The sequence below is a fragment of the Caloramator quimbayensis genome (assembly GCF_900167605.1).
In the GTDB taxonomy this organism is placed as follows: Bacteria; Bacillota; Clostridia; order Clostridiales; family Caloramatoraceae; genus Caloramator_B; species Caloramator_B quimbayensis.
On record NZ_FUYH01000013.1, the window covers coordinates 52,033 to 71,233 of the forward strand.

The 19,201-nt window shown below is 33.6% G+C and carries 16 protein-coding genes; 8 read left to right on the top strand and 8 right to left on the bottom strand.

The genetic code is table 11. From position 1 onward, the window contains the following. Window positions 1-5: 5 nt before the first annotated feature. From B5D15_RS09535 to B5D15_RS09560, 6 genes are all read right to left on the bottom strand, one after another. Complete coding sequence (locus tag B5D15_RS09535) at window positions 6-1,706, bottom strand: glycoside hydrolase family 66 protein (RefSeq protein ID WP_078696895.1); 1,701 nt, start codon at window positions 1,704-1,706, stop codon at window positions 6-8. Window positions 1,707-1,720: 14 nt separating this feature from the next. Further along, window positions 1,721-3,532 (bottom strand): glycoside hydrolase family 66 protein, encoded by a 1,812-nt coding sequence (locus B5D15_RS09540; protein ID WP_078696896.1) that lies wholly within the window; start codon window positions 3,530-3,532, stop codon window positions 1,721-1,723. 15 nt (window positions 3,533-3,547) lie between these two features. Next, window positions 3,548-4,390 (bottom strand): carbohydrate ABC transporter permease, encoded by an 843-nt coding sequence (locus B5D15_RS09545; RefSeq protein WP_242948727.1) that lies wholly within the window; start codon window positions 4,388-4,390, stop codon window positions 3,548-3,550. A gap of 10 nt (window positions 4,391-4,400) precedes the next feature. Then, window positions 4,401-5,363 (bottom strand): carbohydrate ABC transporter permease, encoded by a 963-nt coding sequence (locus tag B5D15_RS09550; RefSeq protein WP_078696898.1) that lies wholly within the window; start codon window positions 5,361-5,363, stop codon window positions 4,401-4,403. Between the two features lie 61 nt (window positions 5,364-5,424). After that, window positions 5,425-6,720 carry an extracellular solute-binding protein gene (locus B5D15_RS09555; protein ID WP_078696899.1) on the bottom strand — a complete coding sequence of 432 codons (1,296 nt, stop codon included), beginning with the start codon at window positions 6,718-6,720 and terminating at the stop codon, window positions 5,425-5,427. A gap of 82 nt (window positions 6,721-6,802) precedes the next feature. Then, window positions 6,803-7,879 carry a glycoside hydrolase family 15 protein gene (locus B5D15_RS09560; RefSeq protein WP_207651462.1) on the bottom strand — a complete coding sequence of 359 codons (1,077 nt, stop codon included), beginning with the start codon at window positions 7,877-7,879 and terminating at the stop codon, window positions 6,803-6,805. A gap of 118 nt (window positions 7,880-7,997) precedes the next feature. Here B5D15_RS09560 and B5D15_RS09565 point away from each other — a divergent pair, with 118 nt between their 5' ends. From B5D15_RS09565 to B5D15_RS09590, 6 genes are all read left to right on the top strand, one after another. Next, complete coding sequence (locus B5D15_RS09565) at window positions 7,998-8,900, top strand: AraC family transcriptional regulator (RefSeq protein WP_078696900.1); 903 nt, start codon at window positions 7,998-8,000, stop codon at window positions 8,898-8,900. Window positions 8,901-9,001: 101 nt separating this feature from the next. Next, on the top strand, window positions 9,002-9,697 hold the full coding sequence (locus B5D15_RS09570; protein WP_078696901.1) for a FadR/GntR family transcriptional regulator: 696 nt from the start codon (window positions 9,002-9,004) through the stop codon (window positions 9,695-9,697). 362 nt (window positions 9,698-10,059) lie between these two features. Beyond that, window positions 10,060-11,571, top strand: coding sequence for an L-lactate permease (locus B5D15_RS09575; protein WP_078696902.1), 1,512 nt, complete (start codon window positions 10,060-10,062; stop codon window positions 11,569-11,571). A 23-nt stretch (window positions 11,572-11,594) separates the two neighbouring features. After that, the gene (locus tag B5D15_RS09580) at window positions 11,595-12,386 is read left to right on the top strand and encodes an electron transfer flavoprotein subunit beta/FixA family protein (RefSeq protein ID WP_078696903.1); all 792 of its coding nucleotides are present in this window, start codon (window positions 11,595-11,597) and stop codon (window positions 12,384-12,386) included. A 10-nt stretch (window positions 12,387-12,396) separates the two neighbouring features. Next, entirely contained in the window at window positions 12,397-13,587 is a 1,191-nt protein-coding gene (locus tag B5D15_RS09585; protein WP_078696904.1) for an FAD-binding protein, read from the top strand. Between the two features lie 3 nt (window positions 13,588-13,590). After that, window positions 13,591-14,985 carry an FAD-binding oxidoreductase gene (locus tag B5D15_RS09590; RefSeq protein WP_078696905.1) on the top strand — a complete coding sequence of 465 codons (1,395 nt, stop codon included), beginning with the start codon at window positions 13,591-13,593 and terminating at the stop codon, window positions 14,983-14,985. A 97-nt stretch (window positions 14,986-15,082) separates the two neighbouring features. Here B5D15_RS09590 and B5D15_RS09595 read toward each other — a convergent pair whose 3' ends face one another. Continuing rightward, a complete protein-coding gene (locus tag B5D15_RS09595; RefSeq protein ID WP_078696906.1) occupies window positions 15,083-16,006 on the bottom strand; it encodes a DUF5692 family protein in 924 nt (307 codons plus the stop codon). Window positions 16,007-16,291: 285 nt separating this feature from the next. On the opposite strand from B5D15_RS09595, the gene B5D15_RS09600 reads away from it, so the two are divergent. Then, window positions 16,292-16,777, top strand: coding sequence for an LURP-one-related/scramblase family protein (locus B5D15_RS09600; protein ID WP_078696907.1), 486 nt, complete (start codon window positions 16,292-16,294; stop codon window positions 16,775-16,777). A gap of 147 nt (window positions 16,778-16,924) precedes the next feature. Then, window positions 16,925-17,752 carry a methyl-accepting chemotaxis protein gene (locus tag B5D15_RS15785; protein WP_078696908.1) on the top strand — a complete coding sequence of 276 codons (828 nt, stop codon included), beginning with the start codon at window positions 16,925-16,927 and terminating at the stop codon, window positions 17,750-17,752. 149 nt (window positions 17,753-17,901) lie between these two features. Here the strand turns inward: B5D15_RS15785 and B5D15_RS09610 are convergent, their stop codons facing one another. Next, window positions 17,902-19,017: a hypothetical protein gene (locus B5D15_RS09610; protein ID WP_078696909.1), complete on the bottom strand. Its 1,116-nt coding sequence runs from the start codon at window positions 19,015-19,017 to the stop codon at window positions 17,902-17,904. Window positions 19,018-19,201 lie beyond the last annotated feature (184 nt).

Below are 19,201 nucleotides of genomic sequence, written 5' to 3' on the forward strand. Positions count from 1 at the left end.
AATAATTATTTCTTCAAAACGATGTATATTAAATCCCAAACAAAAAGTTTTGGTACATTAAACCTTATTGCTTTCCCTTGGCCATGGGGTACATATTCAAAATCAAGCTCTATACTTTTACCATCATTAAAATCAGGAGATGCGAGATAAATCCCTTCTATATCATCAACAATTAAAGCAGTTACTTCTATATCTTTTATTGTCTCTGGTCTTTTAGTCTTTGTTTCATTCCAATTCATATTTTCTATTCCTGTAAAGTTCACAAGATTAATAATTTTATAGCCTAATTTTTCAGTAATAAGTGTCCAAACTTTATCAGTCTCTGCCTTCGGTGAAAATTTCGCGCCTTCAAAAATATACTCTCCGTTAATTCCCCCTGTACATGTCATTGTCGTGTCTACTATACTAAAATCATATAAAAGTTCCTCATACCTTACTATAAAGTCATAATAGTTTCTCAACTCTTTAATAGATTTCTTATCGTTAAGTTCTCTATATTTTGGAAAATACGGATCGTTTAACACTCCATATTTTTCACCAAGTAAAAGATGAAAAGCGCCGCTTGCAAATATAACTGCCATTGCCATAATCGCTGTGTTTTGCGCATGCTCAATTTCAACATTTAAATCCTTCGAAAATGGTTTTATATATGCAGCAAGAACCACCTGCTTCAAAGGTGCATATCTTTTAGCATTTGTTATTATATTGTACAAATCCTGATAGGTATCATTAGGGGGCCAAACCTCAATATATACACAATCTGCATCAGCTTTAGAAACGGTATCCACAGGCCAATTGTTAACAGAATTGAATGCTACAATAACATCGCCAAAACTATTTTTTAGAGATTTTTTAACGTCATTAATAAAGTCAGGAAAATCCTCTCTCAAACTTCTAATAGTTTTTTTATCTTCTATAATACTTACTGCTTCCTTTGGGAAACCGTATTGATCCATATGAATTCCATCAAATCCAATTTCTATAGCCTTTTTAAATTCATTTATTATATGCCTTCTCCACGGGTTATACTTTGAGATATCCATAACATAAAGAAAACCATCAAATCCTATGGGCTTTCCTGTATTATCATAAAGTGCCATATCCTTATTTTTATTATAAAACTCTGGTCCTGCTGCATAAACCGCTCCATAAGCAAGGTTTTTCATTCCATATTTATGTGAAATGTTCATTTTCTCCTTAACAACATCAAGTGATAATTCACGCCCTAACGGATCAATAAATACATTCTCTTGAGGAATTAAATCGTGATGCCTGTACATCCAATCGTAAAACTGTACAACATTAAGGTGGAATTTATTCATAATTTTTAAATCCTCTTCATCTCCTAAGTCCTTAATAAAGAAGTCCGATAAAAACCCATATCTTGGTGCATAATTGCAAGATTTTAATACATCAAAACTGCTATTTGAAAAGGAAATAACTTGTCCCTCTTCGTACAATTCTGCTTCAAATCCATATCCTATCATGTCTCCTTCACCTATGACATTGTCAATATCGATTCTTATTTCTTTCACTGATGGGTTAATATCTAATTTTTTAGTATAAATTCTATCGCTTAGATGATAAATACTATATATAAAAAAATAGGTTTTTGCTTCTTTCAATTCTTCGAATTCTACTATGATTTGAACTTTATCCTTTTTATCAAAACTTGCTTTAGCTGGAAATATATCTTTTATACCCATTGTGTTTATCCACCTTACCTTTCAATATAAATCATGTCCCAATACTTAAGTTCAGGTATATTTATTTCAATGTATTTTTTACCATCATATTCCTTTACCTTGTATTTTAAGCTTATAGTTTTCCCGCCATTAATATCAGGAGATGCAAGATATACTTTTTTTACATTTAAATCATCAGTATAATACCTAAGCTTCAAATCCTTCTTAAAATTAGGGGAAGGATATACTCCATAATCATCTCTCCACCAGTTGTATTTAATTCCAGTAAAATTAATCATCTGTATTACATCATATCCTTCTTTAATTTTGCTGTAAGCCCATATCTTATTTGGTAATGCCTTATCACTAACCTCAGTACCTTCAATTTCAATCCTACTATTCCCTTCTTTAAGTCCATCCCTTAATAAATTTTCATATGCAACAAGAAAATCATAATAGCTTCTCATTGCATTTTTTAAAGGCTCAGTCATAGTAAGGTTATCATTAGGGAAATATTCCTTTGCAAGCATTCCTGTATCTCCAAGTTCTATATGGCTTCCCCCAGCTGCAAATATTGAGGCATCACAAAGTCTTACACTATTCTCATTAAATTCACCCTTTGATTCAGCCTTTTCATAGTTCATATATGCAGCAATAACAGTCTTCTTTTTTCCTTCTGTCAGCTTATCCCCCATATCGATTACCTGCTTTAAGGATAAATAAGTTAAATAGTCAGAGGGCCAAAGTTCTGAGTAGAGTATGCTGACTCCGCTTTTTGCAATTTCATCTATTCCATAAGTATTAACGGTATTAAAAACTGCTTCCTTTGTGCAGTTTTTAAGTGCTTCATCTATAAATTCACTGTAAGTTGATTTCAAATCCACATCATTCCCATAATAATCATAAAGATAACCCCTATTTCCTAATGTATCCATATGCCATATATCAAAATTGAGCAGGCTATTTGCTTTTTTTTCCTCATTAAATATATAGTTTTGCCATTCAGAGTTTGAAGGATTAAAAACGCATAAAGAAGATTCCCATGATGAGGGGAGGGTATGCCCATCCTGCTGCGTGTGCTCATTATCTTTATAAAGGCCCCATTCAGCCTTAACTTTGTCCTTAATATAATCAGTATAGGCACCATATATAAGATTATAATTAGCTGCTAAAATATTTTTTTCGTGGGCAGAATCAATATAACCCTTTAATGTATCAAGGTATATTTCTCTGCCTGCTATATCCTTCCACACTCTGCTCCCATCCTGTGGAAGCGGCTTATGGTGAGCATCCTGCCAATCATAGAATTGCAGAACATTTATATGATATTTACTAAGCTCCCCTATTATTTTCTTTGTCTTTTCTATATCCTGCTTTGGGAAATCAGTAATATACCCATAAATAGGAAATACACTCCACTTTGAAGAAACGTTAACTGCAGTATTTCTGTAATCGTATATTTTTCTACCCTTTACAGCATAAGCCTCTATCAAATAACCTTTAAAGTCATCGTTAGGAAGAGTAATAGTAACTTTTATATTACAGCTCTTCCCTTTTTCTATGCTTAAATTTTCCTTAATAACACCTTTGGTTTTTCCAAGATGTTTTAAATATAAATAAACTATTCCATTAAAATCTTTATTTGTAGTATTTTTAACTTCTATATTTATATTTGCTGTATCATTTGGGTTATATCTTGCTTTATCTGTATATATATCTTCTAAAATTTTACCGCTATACAAAACCTTATTATTTCCATCAACAGCAAAGTTTCTAATGCTATAAACACTATAAATAAATAGTATTAATATTATCGAGCTTATTACAGCCGTAATCCATTTTTTCAATCAAATCACCCCTAATCAACCTTTAACAGCTCCCTCAGCACCACTTCTTTTTATAAACTGCTTGTTAAAGATTATAAAAATAATAAGAATAGGTATAAGAACTATTATGGAACCTGCAAAAATCAATCCCCACTCTGTTGCTCTTCCATTTTGTAAAAGCTTCATTGCAATAGGAAGAGTTCTCTTGGATTTTGATGTTAAAACAACAAGGGCTGTGAACACCTCCATCCATGTCCCTGTAAAGACACCTATTGCCAAAGTTCCAAGGGCAGGTTTTGAAAGAGGCAGTATAATATGCCTGTAAATAGTCCATCTGCTGCCTCCGTCCATTATAACTGACTCCTCAAGTTCTTTTGGTATAGTTTCGAAAAAGCCTTTAAGGAAAAACGTATTTCCTGCAACTCCTCCACTAACGTATAAAAGTATAAGACCAGTATAGGTATTTATAAGTTTGAGCTTTTGAAGAACTGTAAATTGTGAAATTATTGCAAGCACAGCCGGCATCATGAGAGAAAATACATATAGATTAAATATTATTTTTTTACCCTTAAAGTTAAGCCTTGCAAAGCCATAGGCAGAAAGAGTAGATACAAACATAGTAAGTATTGTTGCCATACTTGATACAAATACGCTGTTTAAAAAATACCTTCCGAAGCTCTCTCTACCCCATACTTTTTTATAGTTAACAAAACTTATTGCTTTAAAAGATTCTGGAAGTATTTGAGGTTTTGTAGGAAGTATATAGGAATTGGGAATAAGTGATACAGTTATCATGTTTAAAAAGGGTATTATGGCTGCTATAACAAACATCAGCAAAAATAGATGTAAAAAAATTTGACCTATACTATATTTTTTCACCATATCCCTCCTAAAACTCTATTTCAGTTTTCTTTGTAATCTTATTCTGCAGAACTGATATTGTTATTAGTATAGAACCCATTATGAGGCTTATTGCAGCTGCATATCCAAAATCAAAGCTTGTAAATGCCTTATTGTACATATAGTTTAATAGAACGTCAGTTTGTCCAAGAGGTCCCCCGTTTGTGATAAGCATTACCTGTAGAAGTATATTAAATGCACCTATAATTAGGGATATTATTATAAAATAAGTTCTTGAACTTAAAAGAGGAAGGGTAATTTTGTAGAAAAGCTGTTTTTTATTTGCTCCGTCAACCATCGCTGCTTCGTATAAAGATTTAGGCAAATCCTGAAGTGCAGCGGTATACATCATCATTACCCATCCTATTCCTTTCCATATACACAGCGACCATATTACTATATTTGCAGTTCCTGCATTTTCAAACCATCCTATAGGCTTACTTATAAGATTGAGTTTTAAAAGAAAGGCATTAACTAAAGAACCGCTTGTTGGCTGAAACAGATATTTAAATAATATTGCTACTACCAGCCAATCGGAAATCACAGGTATATAGAGCATGAACCTGTAAAAAAGTTTAAAACGTCTAAGAGAATCTATAGCTATAGCTATAATAATTCCTATAAACCATTGAAAGGGAACTGTTACTAAAACAGCAAGGAATGTATTTTTAAGTGCGAGATAAAACTTTTGACTTTCCTCAAGTATTCCACCTGATACAAAGGCCCTTTTAAAATTTGCTAAACCTACGAAGGTACTTGGCTTATTTGGGTTTATACTGTAGTTCATAAAGGCTATTATAAAATTTTTAATAAGCGGATAAAGCATAAAAACAACAAAAAGCAAAAATCCTACCCCTATAAATCCCCAAGCCTCGAGGGCCTCTCTTTGTTTTTTGCTTAATTTTTTCTTTGGATAAGGATTTTTAGCCTTTATTAAAGCTGCTTTTTCCATATACTTCACCTTCCTATAATAAAGGATTAAGAGCTCTGCCCCTAATCCTTTATAAAATTGATTACTTCTGACTTAAAAGTTCGTCTATTTTAGCTGCTGCAGCATCAAGAGCATCCTTTGGAGTTGCTTTCTTTCTAAGTGCCTTTTCAAAGGCCTCTCCAATTACGTTAGATATTTCTCCCCACTTTGCACTGGGGGTTCTTGCCCATGTGCTTGAAAGCTGTTCAACATAAACCTTTAATATTGGATTGTTTGTTACAACATCCTTATTAGCTGTAGCTTTACAAACAGGCATCATTCCAAGTTCCTGCGCAAATATAGTCTGTGCTTCATCCGATGCTAAGAATTTTGCAAAAGCCCATGCCTGTTCTTTATTCTTTGAATCTTTAAATATTATTGTATCTTCTCCTCCGACAATTGAAACGCTGCCTCCTGCACCCTTTGGAATAGGCGCAAATATTACATTGTCCTTAACTTCCTTTTGTTCCTTATTAGCTGGATACCACCATGGGCCATCATCAAGCATCATATAATGGGCATTATTAAATCCTTCCCAAGTTCCTTCTCCTCCAAGCAGACAATCTCCAATTATCCCCTTATCCTTCCATTCTACTATTTTTTCGAGGGCTTTAACACTCTCTGGGCTGTTAAAATACCCTGTTGCCTTCTGATTGTTTTCATCTGTAAATTTCCCACCTAATGAGAGGAAATATGGTGGCATACTCCATGTATTTGCTCCGCCTATTGCAATTCCCTTAACTTTCTTTTCCTTTATCTTTAATGCTGCCTGTTCAAGCTCATCCATTGTCTTTGGAGCTTCAGTAAATCCAGCCTCAGCTAAAAGCCTTTTATTATATATTGCAACCTTAGTATTTGTATCAAGCGGAACTCCATAATAGTGTCCATTAAAAAAGTTAGTATCCATAGGGCCTTCAAAGGTTGCATCCTTTAATTCCTTAAATCCAGGAAGGTCGTCTACTGCAAGTAAAAAGCCTTCATTTGCATACTGAGCAATATCTGTTATATCTATTCTTGCAAGATCTGGGGTTGTCCCTGTTGTTGCTGCTGTTATTATCTTTTTCTTATAGTCATCTCCGCTTGGCATTGGAGTAACATTAACCTTAATGTCAGGATATTTTTGATTAAATGCTGGTATAACCTTTTCAGTAAGCACCTTATTTTCGAGTTCTGTAAATGTGCTCCACATTTCAATCTCGCCCTTTAGTTTAGTCTCATCTGCTGTTGTATTAGTGTTGTTTGTAGAATTATCAGTTGCTGCGCTCTTACCACAGCCTGAAAAAACAGAAAGAATTATTAATGCTGATAGTATTAAAGCAAATACTTTTTTAATTGACATATGAATCCCCCTTCTTAAATATATAAATTTATTTTAACTCATGAAGTATGTTTATAATTACTTCATAAATTTCGCTATGATTTCATACCTCCTCTATGTTTTTATTAAGTATAAGATACATAGCATGGGACCATAAAAGAGGCTTTGCAACTTCTCCCCAAAGATTTTTCCATTTATCTATATATTCTTTATCATTAACATGGTCTAATACCTGCTCAACAAGTTCCCCATTTTCATCTGCATGGCTTTCCATCCAATCAAGACACATTCTTGCTCTTTTTAAATCCCCGGCTTTACAATAATACCATCCAAGATATCCTGTTAATAAAATCCATTCTCCTCCTCCATAGTAAGTATCTTCTGCATATCTATGAGTTCCAAAATTATGTACAAGTTTATTTTCAATTTCCCTTATCGTATTCTCAATAATCGTATCCTTAGGATTAAATATTCCAAAGGGTACCGATGTCCAAATAAGGCTTGCATCTACACATTTTGAACCTTCGTATTTAACAAGCCTTCCATCTAATAGGCACTTAGAGGTTATAAACTTCTTTATTTCATCTAAAGTATTATTAATTCTTTCATCTTCAATAAATTCTGAAATAGATTTTAAACCTCCGTATACACAAGATAAGGTTGAAGTATGAACCTTATCTCCATTTTCCTCCCAGCAGTCATAATTCGGATATCTCCACAGAAGAAGCAAGTAATCAATGGTTATTTTTATACTATCACTATATCTAAAAATAAGCTCCCTATTCCCTGTAAGCAATATATGCTGTGCTAATGCCCAAAGCCATGTTCCATATCCATCTATTTGAAAGTTTGGCCACTCATCATCTTCTGCCTCTCCATTTAAATTATATCTTGTAGGCAGATAATCAAAATTCAAAAGAGGTTCATTCTTTTCTGTCATTTTTACTATTTCATCTACCTTATCCCTTTGAATCTTTATTACTCTATCCACCCAATCGAAGTATTTTTCTGCTGAATCATAATAACCATATAAATCTACTGCATAGGCTGTAAAACTTCCATCTCTCAGCCAGCAATATTTGTAGGTATCAAAATTAGGGCAGGCAATATATGAACCTGTTATATGTTGATTTTTAAGTATAATTTCTATGCTTTTTTCTACAATGTTAATAATTTTCACTCACCCCAATCATTTTTCGTATATACTATTTATTTTAATTTTACGATTATTTATAATATTATTGAATGGACTATTCATACTTTTTTTGTAAATTAGCGACTTTTTTGGGGGAAGTTTTATGAATTTATTTTGTATTAGTGTTGATACAATTCCAAATGTACGCTTGACTGGTCATGTAATATATAACGAGCCCTGGATGCATTTCACAAGAACAATAGATGAATATATATTATATGTTATTAAAAGCGGCGAACTTTACATAAAAGAAGGTGAGGAAGAGTTTGTTTTGAAAAGTGGAGATACACTTCTTCTCGAGCCTAAAATTCAGCATACAGGATACAGAAAATCCACCTGTGATTATTACTATATCCATTTTAAACATCCTAAGATTACAACTTTAAATGTCAATTCCCTTGATGAAATAGCTTTTAATATATTAAACGAAAGGAAAACATCCCTTGCAAGCGATTTTCTCTCAGATTCCCTTCCAACAAGTCCAGTTTGCTATCTTCCAAAATGCTACCACATTAAAAATTTATCACCCATAATCTATTTACTAAAGGAAGCTGAGTTCGACTATTACAATAGATACGAAAACTATAAAATACTAACTTCAATAAGACTTATTGAAATATTAATAAAGATTTCAAGAGAATATATATCCTCTGAAATGGAGAAAAGCACTTCTTTCCTTTCAAAGGGATTTATAAAGTGCAGAAATATAATTAACTTTTTAAATTCTGAATACCACAGAAAAATAACAAGTCAAGATATAGAAACATATTTTGAATCAAACTACGATTACTTAAACAGAGTTTTTCATAAGTTAACAGGATACACTATATTTAATTACTTAAATATAATTAGGATTAACAAAGCAAAGGAACTAATAGACACTACTCCAATTAAATTTTCAGAAGTAGGCTATCTCGTAGGAATTGATGACCCATATTATTTCAGCAAACTATTTAAAAAATACGTTGGAATGACCCCGAGCCAATACTCAAAGAGCAAATGCTGACTGAAATAAACTTATTTTTATATTTCATCCTCAACTTCAGCTTTATGTATATAATATATTGTTGTATAATTTATATAAATTGTTAATTCTGGAGTGATAACATGTTTACACCAATAAGGAACGTTAAAATATATGAGCAGGTAATAGAGCAGATACAGGGGATGATTTTAGACGGAAAACTGAAAAAAGGGGATAAACTCCCGTCGGAGAGGGATTTGGCAGAGCAGCTTAATGTTAGCAGAACTTCAGTAAGGGAAGCATTAAGATCCCTTGAGGTTATAGGGCTTATAGAGTGCAGGCAGGGGGAAGGAAATTTTGTAAAGGAAAGGTTTGAAAACAACCTAATAGAGCCCCTTTCAATAATATTCCTTTTAGAAGATAGAAATCCTATTGAAATACTGGAGCTTAGGAAAATAATTGAAATAGAAACCGCATACCTTGCAGCAAAGAGAATAACCGATGAGGAAATAAAAGACCTTAAAGACATAGTTGAAAGGCTCAAAGCTTCAAAGGATGAGGCTGAAAGCGCAAAAATCGATAAGGAGTTTCACTATAGAATTGCAAAATCCTCAGGAAACTTTTTAATAGTAAATATACTAAATATACTCTCATCCCTTATGGACAGGTACATATTAGAAGCAAGAAAGATTATACTTTTAACCGGAGAAAACAGCGAATACCTTTTAAATCAGCATGAAAACATATATACTGCTCTATCTGACAGAAATCCCGATATGGCGTCATTATACATGAAAAAGCATTTTGAAATGATAGAAAGAAGCATCGAAAACAAATAATATTTTCATTAATATAGACTTGTTATTAAAATAACTTAGTTTTCTAAAAATTTAACCAAGTTTTTCGTAAAATTAAAATAAATACACTTTTCTAAAAAATTTTATTAGTAATTTTATGGATGGTATAACATTTTTATATAATATATTCAACATTAAAATTAATCAATATGTTTAACCTATGCTTAATTTTTAAGGCATAGGTTTTTTATTTATGCATATTAATACAATATAAATAGGCAATATGTGCTATGTTAATATAATAACTATTGTAGAATATGCATAATATATGTGTTATTATGTAACTGGTAATACCATAATACCATACCACCACGCAATACATAAAATATAAGAGGGGGATAATCATGAATAGTTTTGTACTTTTTCTTATCGCTATCATTCCAATTGTATGGCTTATGGTATCTCTTGGAGTTTTAAAGATGCCCGCCTACAAAACATGTACAGCTACTTTAATACTTACAGTAATTCTTTCAATATTTGTTTGGAAAATGCCTGCATTTAATTCCCTATCTGCAGTATTAGAAGGCATTGCCCTCGGGCTTTGGCCAATATCAATTGTTATAATATCAGCTATATTCACCTACAACTTAGCTCTACACACAAAGAGCATGGAAACAATAAAAAAGATGCTCTCAAGCATAACAACAGATAAAAGAATACAGGTTTTAATACTTGCCTGGGGATTTGGAGGCTTTTTAGAGGCAGTTGCAGGATATGGAACAGCAGTTGCAATTCCTGCAAGCATATTATCTGCAATGGGTTTTGAGCCTATATTTGCAGCAGTAATATGCCTTATAGCAAACACAGTTCCTACAGCCTTTGGTGCCGTTGGAATACCTGTAACAACCCTTTCAAAGGTAGCAAACCTTAACGTCGGCACATTAAGTTATGCAGTGAGTCTCCAGCTTTTAATATTCATAATACTAATACCCCTCGTTCTGATTATAATCACAACAAGGAGTATAAAAGGCCTTAAAGGAGTCGTTGGAATTTCACTGCTATCAGGTATAAGCTTTGGAATACCTCAGGTATTTGCTGCAAAATATCTCGGTGCAGAACTTCCTGCACTTTTAGGAAGCATATGCAGCATGGCCGTAACAATATTTATAGCTAAAAAGTTTCACAGCAGCGACGCAAAAAAAGAAAGCGGCGTTTCCTTTAAAGAAGGATTTTTAGCATGGCTTCCATATATATTGGTTTCAATATTCATAATTGCAACAAGTCCTCTTTTCATAGGCATAAGCAATGCCTTAGGACACATTAAAACAAGCATTGTTATATATAAGGGAGAAGGTGCACAGCCCTTTGTATTTAAGTGGATTGCAACACCTGGAGTTTTAATTATAATAGCCGCTGTAATAGGAGGCCTTATTCAGGGTGCAAAATTAGGCGAAATTGTAAAGGTATTCAACAAAACTTTAAACCAGCTCACAAAATCCACAATTACAGTTCTTGCAATAGTAGCCCTTGCAAAGGTTATGGGATACAGCGGAATGATAACATCAATAGCAAAGGTTTTAGTATCTTCAACTGGAAGATTCTATCCTCTGATTTCACCTATAATAGGCGCCTTAGGAACCTTTGTAACAGGAAGCGATACTTCTTCAAATGTTCTCTTTGGAGCGCTTCAAACAGAGGTTGCAAAATCAATTGGAGTTAACCCTTATATACTTGCAGCAGCAAACACCTCAGGGGCTACGGCTGGGAAGATGATATCTCCTCAGAGCATCGCAGTTGCAACATCTGCAACAGGACTTATAGGCTCAGAGGGCAAAATATTTAACAGCACAGTTAAGTTTTGTCTTGGATATGTAATAATCCTCGGTATTCTCGTTTATATTTTAAGTTCAATATAAATATTAAATCAGGGAGGTATAATATGGATATTTTAGTTTTAATAAAACAAGTTCCGGGAACAAACAAGGTCGAAGTCGACGAAAAAACAGGCGTATTAAAAAGAGACGGAGTAGATTCTAAGATGAACCCCTATGATCTTTATGCCTTAGAAACAGCCCTAAGAATAAAACAAAATAAAGGAGGAAAAATAAGCGTTTTAAGCATGGGCCCTCCACAGGCAGAATCTATTATAAAAGAGGCCTATATGATGGGCGCTGACGATGGAGCTCTTTTATCCGATAGAAAGTTTGCAGGAGCTGACGTTCTTGCAACATCCTATACTCTCTCTCAGGGTATTAAAAAGATTGGAAAGGCAGACCTTATAATATGCGGAAAACAAACAACCGATGGAGATACAGCACAGGTTGGCCCTGAAATCGCAGAGTTTTTAGGAATTCCTCACGTTGCAAATGTTAGGAAAATAATTGAAATAAAAGAAAAATCAATAGTGGTTGAGATGGACATGCCTGAAACAGTAGAAATCGTTGATATAAAGTTTCCATGTCTTATAACCGTTGAAAAGGATATATTCCAGCCAAGGCTTCCATCCTATAAAAAGAAACTTGAAACTAAGGATAGAGAGATTAAAGTGTTCTCATTGAAGGATTTTGATGACAAAAACGAGAAAAAATATGGACTTAACGGTTCTCCAACACAGGTTGAGAGGATTTTCCCACCTTCAGTAAATAATGATAAAGAAATATGGCAAGGAAATTCGGATGAGCTGACAGAGAAGCTCTATAAAAAACTTAAGGATTTAAAATTTATACAGTAGGAGGGTTAACATGGCACATCTTAAAGTAAATCAAGAAAAAATAACCGATAAAGAGCAGCTTATAAAAATATGTCCCTTTGGTGCTATAGAAGAAATAAACGGAAAAATAGAGATAGGCGCTGCATGTAAAATGTGCAGGCTGTGCGTTAAAAAAGGACCTGCTGGTGCAATAGAATATGTTGAAGAAGATATACCTCAAATAGATAAAAATAAGTGGAAGGGCATCTGCGTATATGTTGACCACGTTGAAGGAAACATTCACCCTGTAACCTTTGAACTTATAGGAAAGGCAAGGGAACTTGCATCAAAAATAAATCATCCTGTTTATGCTGTATTTATTGGAGAAAATATAAAGGATAAAGCTGAAGAAATTCTTCATTATGGAGTTGATGAAGTTTTCTTATACGATAACAAGGAACTCGTTGATTTTAGAATTGAGCCCTATACAGCATGCTTTGAGGATTTTATAAACAAGATAAAACCTTCAATTATCTTAGTGGGTGCAACGACTGTAGGAAGATCTCTTGCTCCGAGGGTTGCAGCAAGATTTAGGACAGGCCTTACAGCTGACTGTACAGTTCTTGATGTAAAAGAAAATACTGACCTCGTACAGATAAGACCTGCCTTTGGAGGAAATATTATGGCACAAATCAACACTCCAAACACAAGGCCTCAGCTTGCAACAGTAAGATATAAGGTTATGTCCGCTCCTCAAAGGAATGATGAAAAATCAGGAAAAATAACCTTAATGGATATAGAAAAGGAAAAATTAAATTCAAACATAGAAGTTATAAGCGTTACCAAAAAAGAAAAGGAAGTCAGCATATCCGATGCTGAGGTTATAATAGCCTGCGGAAGAGGAGTAAAGTCTCAGAAGGATTTTGAAATGATAAAGGAGCTGTGCGATTTAATAGGTGCACAGATTGCAGTTACAAGACCTCTTATTGAAGCAGGATGGGCTGATGCTAAAAGGCAGATTGGTCTTAGCGGAAGGACAGTAAAACCAAAGCTTATAATAACCTGCGGAATATCCGGCGCTGTACAGTTTACCGCTGGTATGAGAGGCAGCGACTGTATAATCGCAATAAACAAGGACGAGAAAGCTCCTATATTCAATGTAGCACATTATGGCATTGTTGGAGATTTATATGAAGTATTACCTCGTCTTATAGAGAAAATAAAGGTAAGCAAGGGGGCGTAAAGTATGAATTACAAAGTTATAGATAATAATGATATAGAAATTTTAAAGTCTATCTGTCCTGACAGGGTTTATACTGGTGAGGAAATTAGTGAGGATTTCAGCCATGATGAGCTTGGCGGAGTTAAAAGAATGCCCGATGTTTTAGTTGAGGTTTTATCAACTGAAGAGGTTTCAAAGATAATGAAATATGCCTTTGAAAACAACATACCAGTTGTTGCGAGGGGTTCTGGTACAGGACTTGTTGGTTCCTCCGTTCCTCTTCATGGTGGGATTATGATAAACCTTACTAAAATGAATAGAATATTGGAGCTTGACGAGGAAAACTTAACATTAACAGTTGAACCTGGTGTTCTTTTAATGGAGATAGGAAAATTCGTAGAAGAGCATGACCTTTTCTATCCTCCAGATCCTGGTGAAAAAAGCGCTACAATCGGCGGAAACATAAATACAAACGCTGGAGGAATGAGGGCTGTAAAATATGGAGTTACAAGGGACTATGTAAGAGGCCTTGAAGTTGTACTTCCAAACGGCGAAATTTTAAACGTTGGAGGAAAAGTTGTTAAAAACAGCTCCGGATACAGCATTAAAGATTTAATATGCGGAAGTGAAGGAACCCTTGGCATCGTTACAAAGGCAATATTAAAGCTCCTTCCTCTTCCTAAAAAAGCAGTAAGCCTTCTTGTTCCCTTTCCAAATCTAAATAAAGCAATAGGTACTGTGCCAAAGATTATAAAGTCAAAATCAATACCAACCGCTATAGAATTCATGGAAAGAGAAGTTATACTATCTGCAGAAGAATTCCTTGGAAAGAAGTTTCCAGACAACTCAGCCGATGCATACCTTCTTTTAACCTTCGATGGAAACAGCACACAGGAAGTTGAAGCTGCCTATGAAAAGGTTGCAAATATATGTCTTGAAGAAGGAGCCCTCGATGTTTATATCTCAGATACCGATGAGAGAAAGGAATCCATTTGGTCAGCAAGGGGAGCATTCCTTGAGGCAATAAAAGCATCCACAACCGAGATGGACGAGTGCGATGTTGTTGTTCCAAGAAACAAAGTTGCAGAGTTCGTTGAGTATACCCATAAGCTCCAGGAGGAATTTAACATTAGAATAAGAAGCTTTGGACATGCAGGAGACGGAAACCTTCACATATATGTTTTAAAAGATGATTTAACCGAGGATGTTTGGAAAAAGAAACTAAATGATGTTTTCGACTGCATGTATAAAAAATCGAGAGAGTTAAACGGCCTTGTATCAGGAGAACATGGAATAGGATTTGCTAAAAAGCCTTACCTTTTTGAACAATACAGCGAAGAATATATAACTCTTATGAAAAATATTAAACTTGCCTTTGATCCAAAAAACATACTAAATCCCGGAAAAGTTTGTCAATAAGATGCTTTCTCCATCAAAAAACTCCTTCCAAAAAGCTTATTTTTTTGGGAGGAGTTTTTAATTTTTCACTTTGTCACTTGACAACTATGTGGCACTCTTATACAGCTAATGATTTTATTTCTTTATAGCCGTCAAGATTTGTATAAAGCTCTTCCTTTAAAGGATTTCGTCTTGTACTCTTTATTACATATAAATAATATACAAATACAGCTATGTTGGACAATAGTGCAGCTAAACTTACAATAAATAATGCCGTTGGGTTATGGGATGATTTAACTGCAAACTGAGAATTATCTATAAAATTAGGACATGTCATTGCAAACATACACCAAAAGGCAAGAGTATGTGCCCTGTGCTGAAGCCATGCACCCTTTTTGATAAAGAAAGCAGCAACTGTAGGAGCTAAAAGAAGGGCTATTCCGCAGTACCAGGAATGATCCGGTAAACAATTATAAGTATATGCATAATTCCATAAATCATAGGCTACAATCCAGAACCAGAGCATATCCGGCCAAAGCATGTCCCTGCTCTTATCCTTGCTTATACATATTCCAAGCCACCCCGTAATAGTTATTATGTTTAAAATCCCTGCGATGCCGTTCATTATATTCCATGGGCCGCTAACGAGCATCATTCCTTCAAATACCTCTTTATTAAGGTGAAGTCCATAAATTTGAAAATCACGGGCAACGGCCTCCATAATGTTAATTGCAAGAATTAATGGCGGGAAACAAAGGGCCCATTTTTTCTGTGCCGCTCCCTTAACGTGTCTTATAAGCCAAAATCCAATGCACCCTGCAAGAGCAGAATAAACTTTTGCATAATGGAACCAGTCATTAACGCTTGTTCCTTTAGTAGTTGCAGGCCATACTGCAAAGGTTAATATAAGAGGAAGTATAACAAAAAAGAAAAATCCTCCCCATTTAGACCTTCGTGACAGCTCATTTAGTAAAATTAATGCTAAAAATACTACAAGAAGCATAATCCAGTTTGACAAAGGCTGCGATTCATAAAAAAACATAATAATTCCCCCTTCATATGTTGAATTTTCTACATATATATTCTACATAAAGAAAATAATTCCTTGTTAAATTTAACTTTTATAGGAATATCTTAGCATGAATATATTTGCCTTGATAACGGTTATTTTTAGATTCTATAAAACTTTCATAAATTTAAAGAGCTTTAAAGCTTTTTTAATTTTTCCGTAAACAATTGTGAACTGTCCCCTTTTTTAATCTATACATAAGAGAATCAAAAAGATATAATTTATAATGATAGAGTATTTATATTAAGAGGTGGGGATATGAGATATCAAATTCGCCAGAGAATCTTTAGCTTATCTGATAGTTTTACAATTAAAGATGAAATAGGTGAGCCGCATTTTATAGTAAGAGGAAGAGTTTTTAGCTTAGGAGACAAACTTTCTTTAGAAGATTTATATGGAAATGAGCTTTTTTATATAGAGCAAAAATTATTTAAATTTTTACCGGAATATCATATATTTCAAAATGGAGTTTTAGTAGCAACGGTTAAGAAAGAATTCACTTTATTTAAGCCAAAGTTTTTCATTGAAAGTGAATATGGAGCATTTGATATGGCAGGGGATGTTTTCGGTTATAATTTTCAAATAACCAAAAATGGAACTAATGTTGCTACTGTTAATAAAAAATGGTTTGCCTTTTCTGATACCTATGGAGTTGAAATTATTGATGGTGAAAATAATGCTTTTTTATTAGCATTAGTAATTGTAATTGATCAAGTTATTCATGATAATAAACACAAAAGTTAATTTTATATCTCAAATCAGTTTTAATCAAAGTTTCGTTGAAAAAAATATATATTCGTGATATTATTCTATACAAATGAAATTTATAAAAAAGAGCAAAATGTTCTATCATAAATATACAAAAGTATCTATATAAGGAGGGTTGACTCTATGGACCAAAGTTCGGATATCTTTAATTCCTGCATAAAAATCATACCTTATATTACATCATTCTTCGAAGATGATGTTGCCTTTTCTATATGTGACAGAGAAAAATACATATACCTTCATGGTCTTGAGAAATTTAACCTCCATGTAAAGGTTGGAGATAAGGTCAGCACTGATGGCTCTGACTATCTTTCCATGAAGGATGGAAAATCCCACTCAAAATTAATACCAAAGGAAGTTTTCGGAACTGAAGTTAAGTCAATTTCAACGCCTTTGAGAGATGAATCTGGAAGTGTCATAGGATGCTTTGCCCTTGTAAAAAGTACAAGCAGGCACCATGATATAATGGACATGTCCCAAAATCTCTCAGGCGCTCTCCAGCAAATCTCAGCAACTGTAAACCATATATCTTCATCGGTGCAGAATATTGTAGAATCCAGTGAAGATATTCATAAAAATGCTCTAATAGCCTCTGATGAAGCTAAAAAAACCGATGAAGTTTTGAGCTTTGTTAAATCCATTGCTGAGCAAACCAATCTTTTAGGCCTTAATGCAGCAATAGAAGCAGCAAGAGCAGGTGAAAGCGGAAGAGGATTTACAGTTGTTGCGCAGGAGATAAGAAAGCTTTCAAAACATAGCAGCGAATCGGTTAAAAAAATAAGCGACATATTAAAAAATATAAACGACTCTATTTCAATAATTGCTTCTAAAGTAAGTAATACGAATGAAGTATTTACTGAGCAGGCAGCAGCCCTTGAACAGATAAATGCGTCTATTCAGGAGCTTACCTCCTCTGCACAGGTTCTTGAAGAAATAGCATCAAAATACTAATCTAATTATAATATGATTTTAATAACTGTCTCATAATTCTAAAGCCCTATGTGTTTTTGATACATAGGGCTTTTTTACAGATTCATCCTTCAGGACTATTTTGTGTTTAAAATAAAGAGCCTCTATTCTCAATTTTTAATATAATAATTCTACCTAATATAAATCTCATACCCTTCCTCACTGCTGAATCTAAAATCGCTTCCCTCAATCAATAAGTAGGTTTTCCCTTTTTTAACGTTTATATAGTAATCACCCTTCCCTAATGCTGCAATCTCTTTTCTATTTTCATCTAAAACTTTTACTGTACAAAAGCTTGGAAGATTTTTAATTCCTATATTTATACTTTTATCTCTTTCATTCTCAATATAAAAATAATCCATATCCTCTGCATATTCTATGTATCCGGTTATAAATCCCTTAGTTAGAACTGCAAAATCGAAATTATCGTTAAATTCGTTTATATCTTTAAAAAGCTCAACATTATCATCTATTACCCCTTTATATCTCATAGGGACATATTTTTCTCCATTTACTCCCTTTTTAATTTCCTCATAGCTTTTATAACTTATTACGGTTTTGTCTTTTTTGCTTTTTCCCGTTGTAGCTTCCATAGCTATTATGCCCTTCTTGTCGCTGCTCTCCCTTAAATATATAAACGTATGATTTTTTTCACTGTTAAATATATCCATAGGCTTTAAATCGTTAATATCTATTGTATTAAAATAATCCTTTAATGTATAGGTTGCACACTTTTCAGGAAGATTATAAACCGCACTTACAAATCCCGAGCAGTCAAGGCCTGCAGTATAGTCCTTATATTCTCCGCTGCACATTATATTCCCAGCAGTATATCCTCTCTCTATAGCCTCACTAAAATTTTTTACGTTTTCATCGTTACTTTTATCGAGGGAGAAAAAACCTCCCCAGCAGTAAGGTATTCCGCAGGATTTTACAGAGGTTTTGTCTTCAAGATAAGAAGGAAGCTTTATATTCTTTTTATCCTCCTTTCCATTCCTGTAAACATTGTACTCCCAAACATAATTTATAATATCAAGCCCCCTTTTATAGGCACTACTTCTTTTAATATCCCTTATTGTCACCTTTTTTACCGGTTGCTTAGGAGTTTTCTTATAGGGCTTATTTATTACAACTGTTAAAAATGTCAGCAAAAAAATAAAAACTAAAAACAACATATAAAGCTTTAAAAGATTGAGTATCGTATCCTTATTCCTTCTAAAATAATATCTTCTGCCCCATTTTCTCATTCCAATCCCCCATTTTATCATCCCATATTATAAAAAGCAGCCCTTACCGAATTCAAGCTAAAGCCTGTCTTATAATAATATTATAATATTTAATACTTTAAAATATTTCTCTTAATTAAATACTATGCTATTATATATATATATGATAATGTTTATCATTTTCATATTATAATACTTATCTATT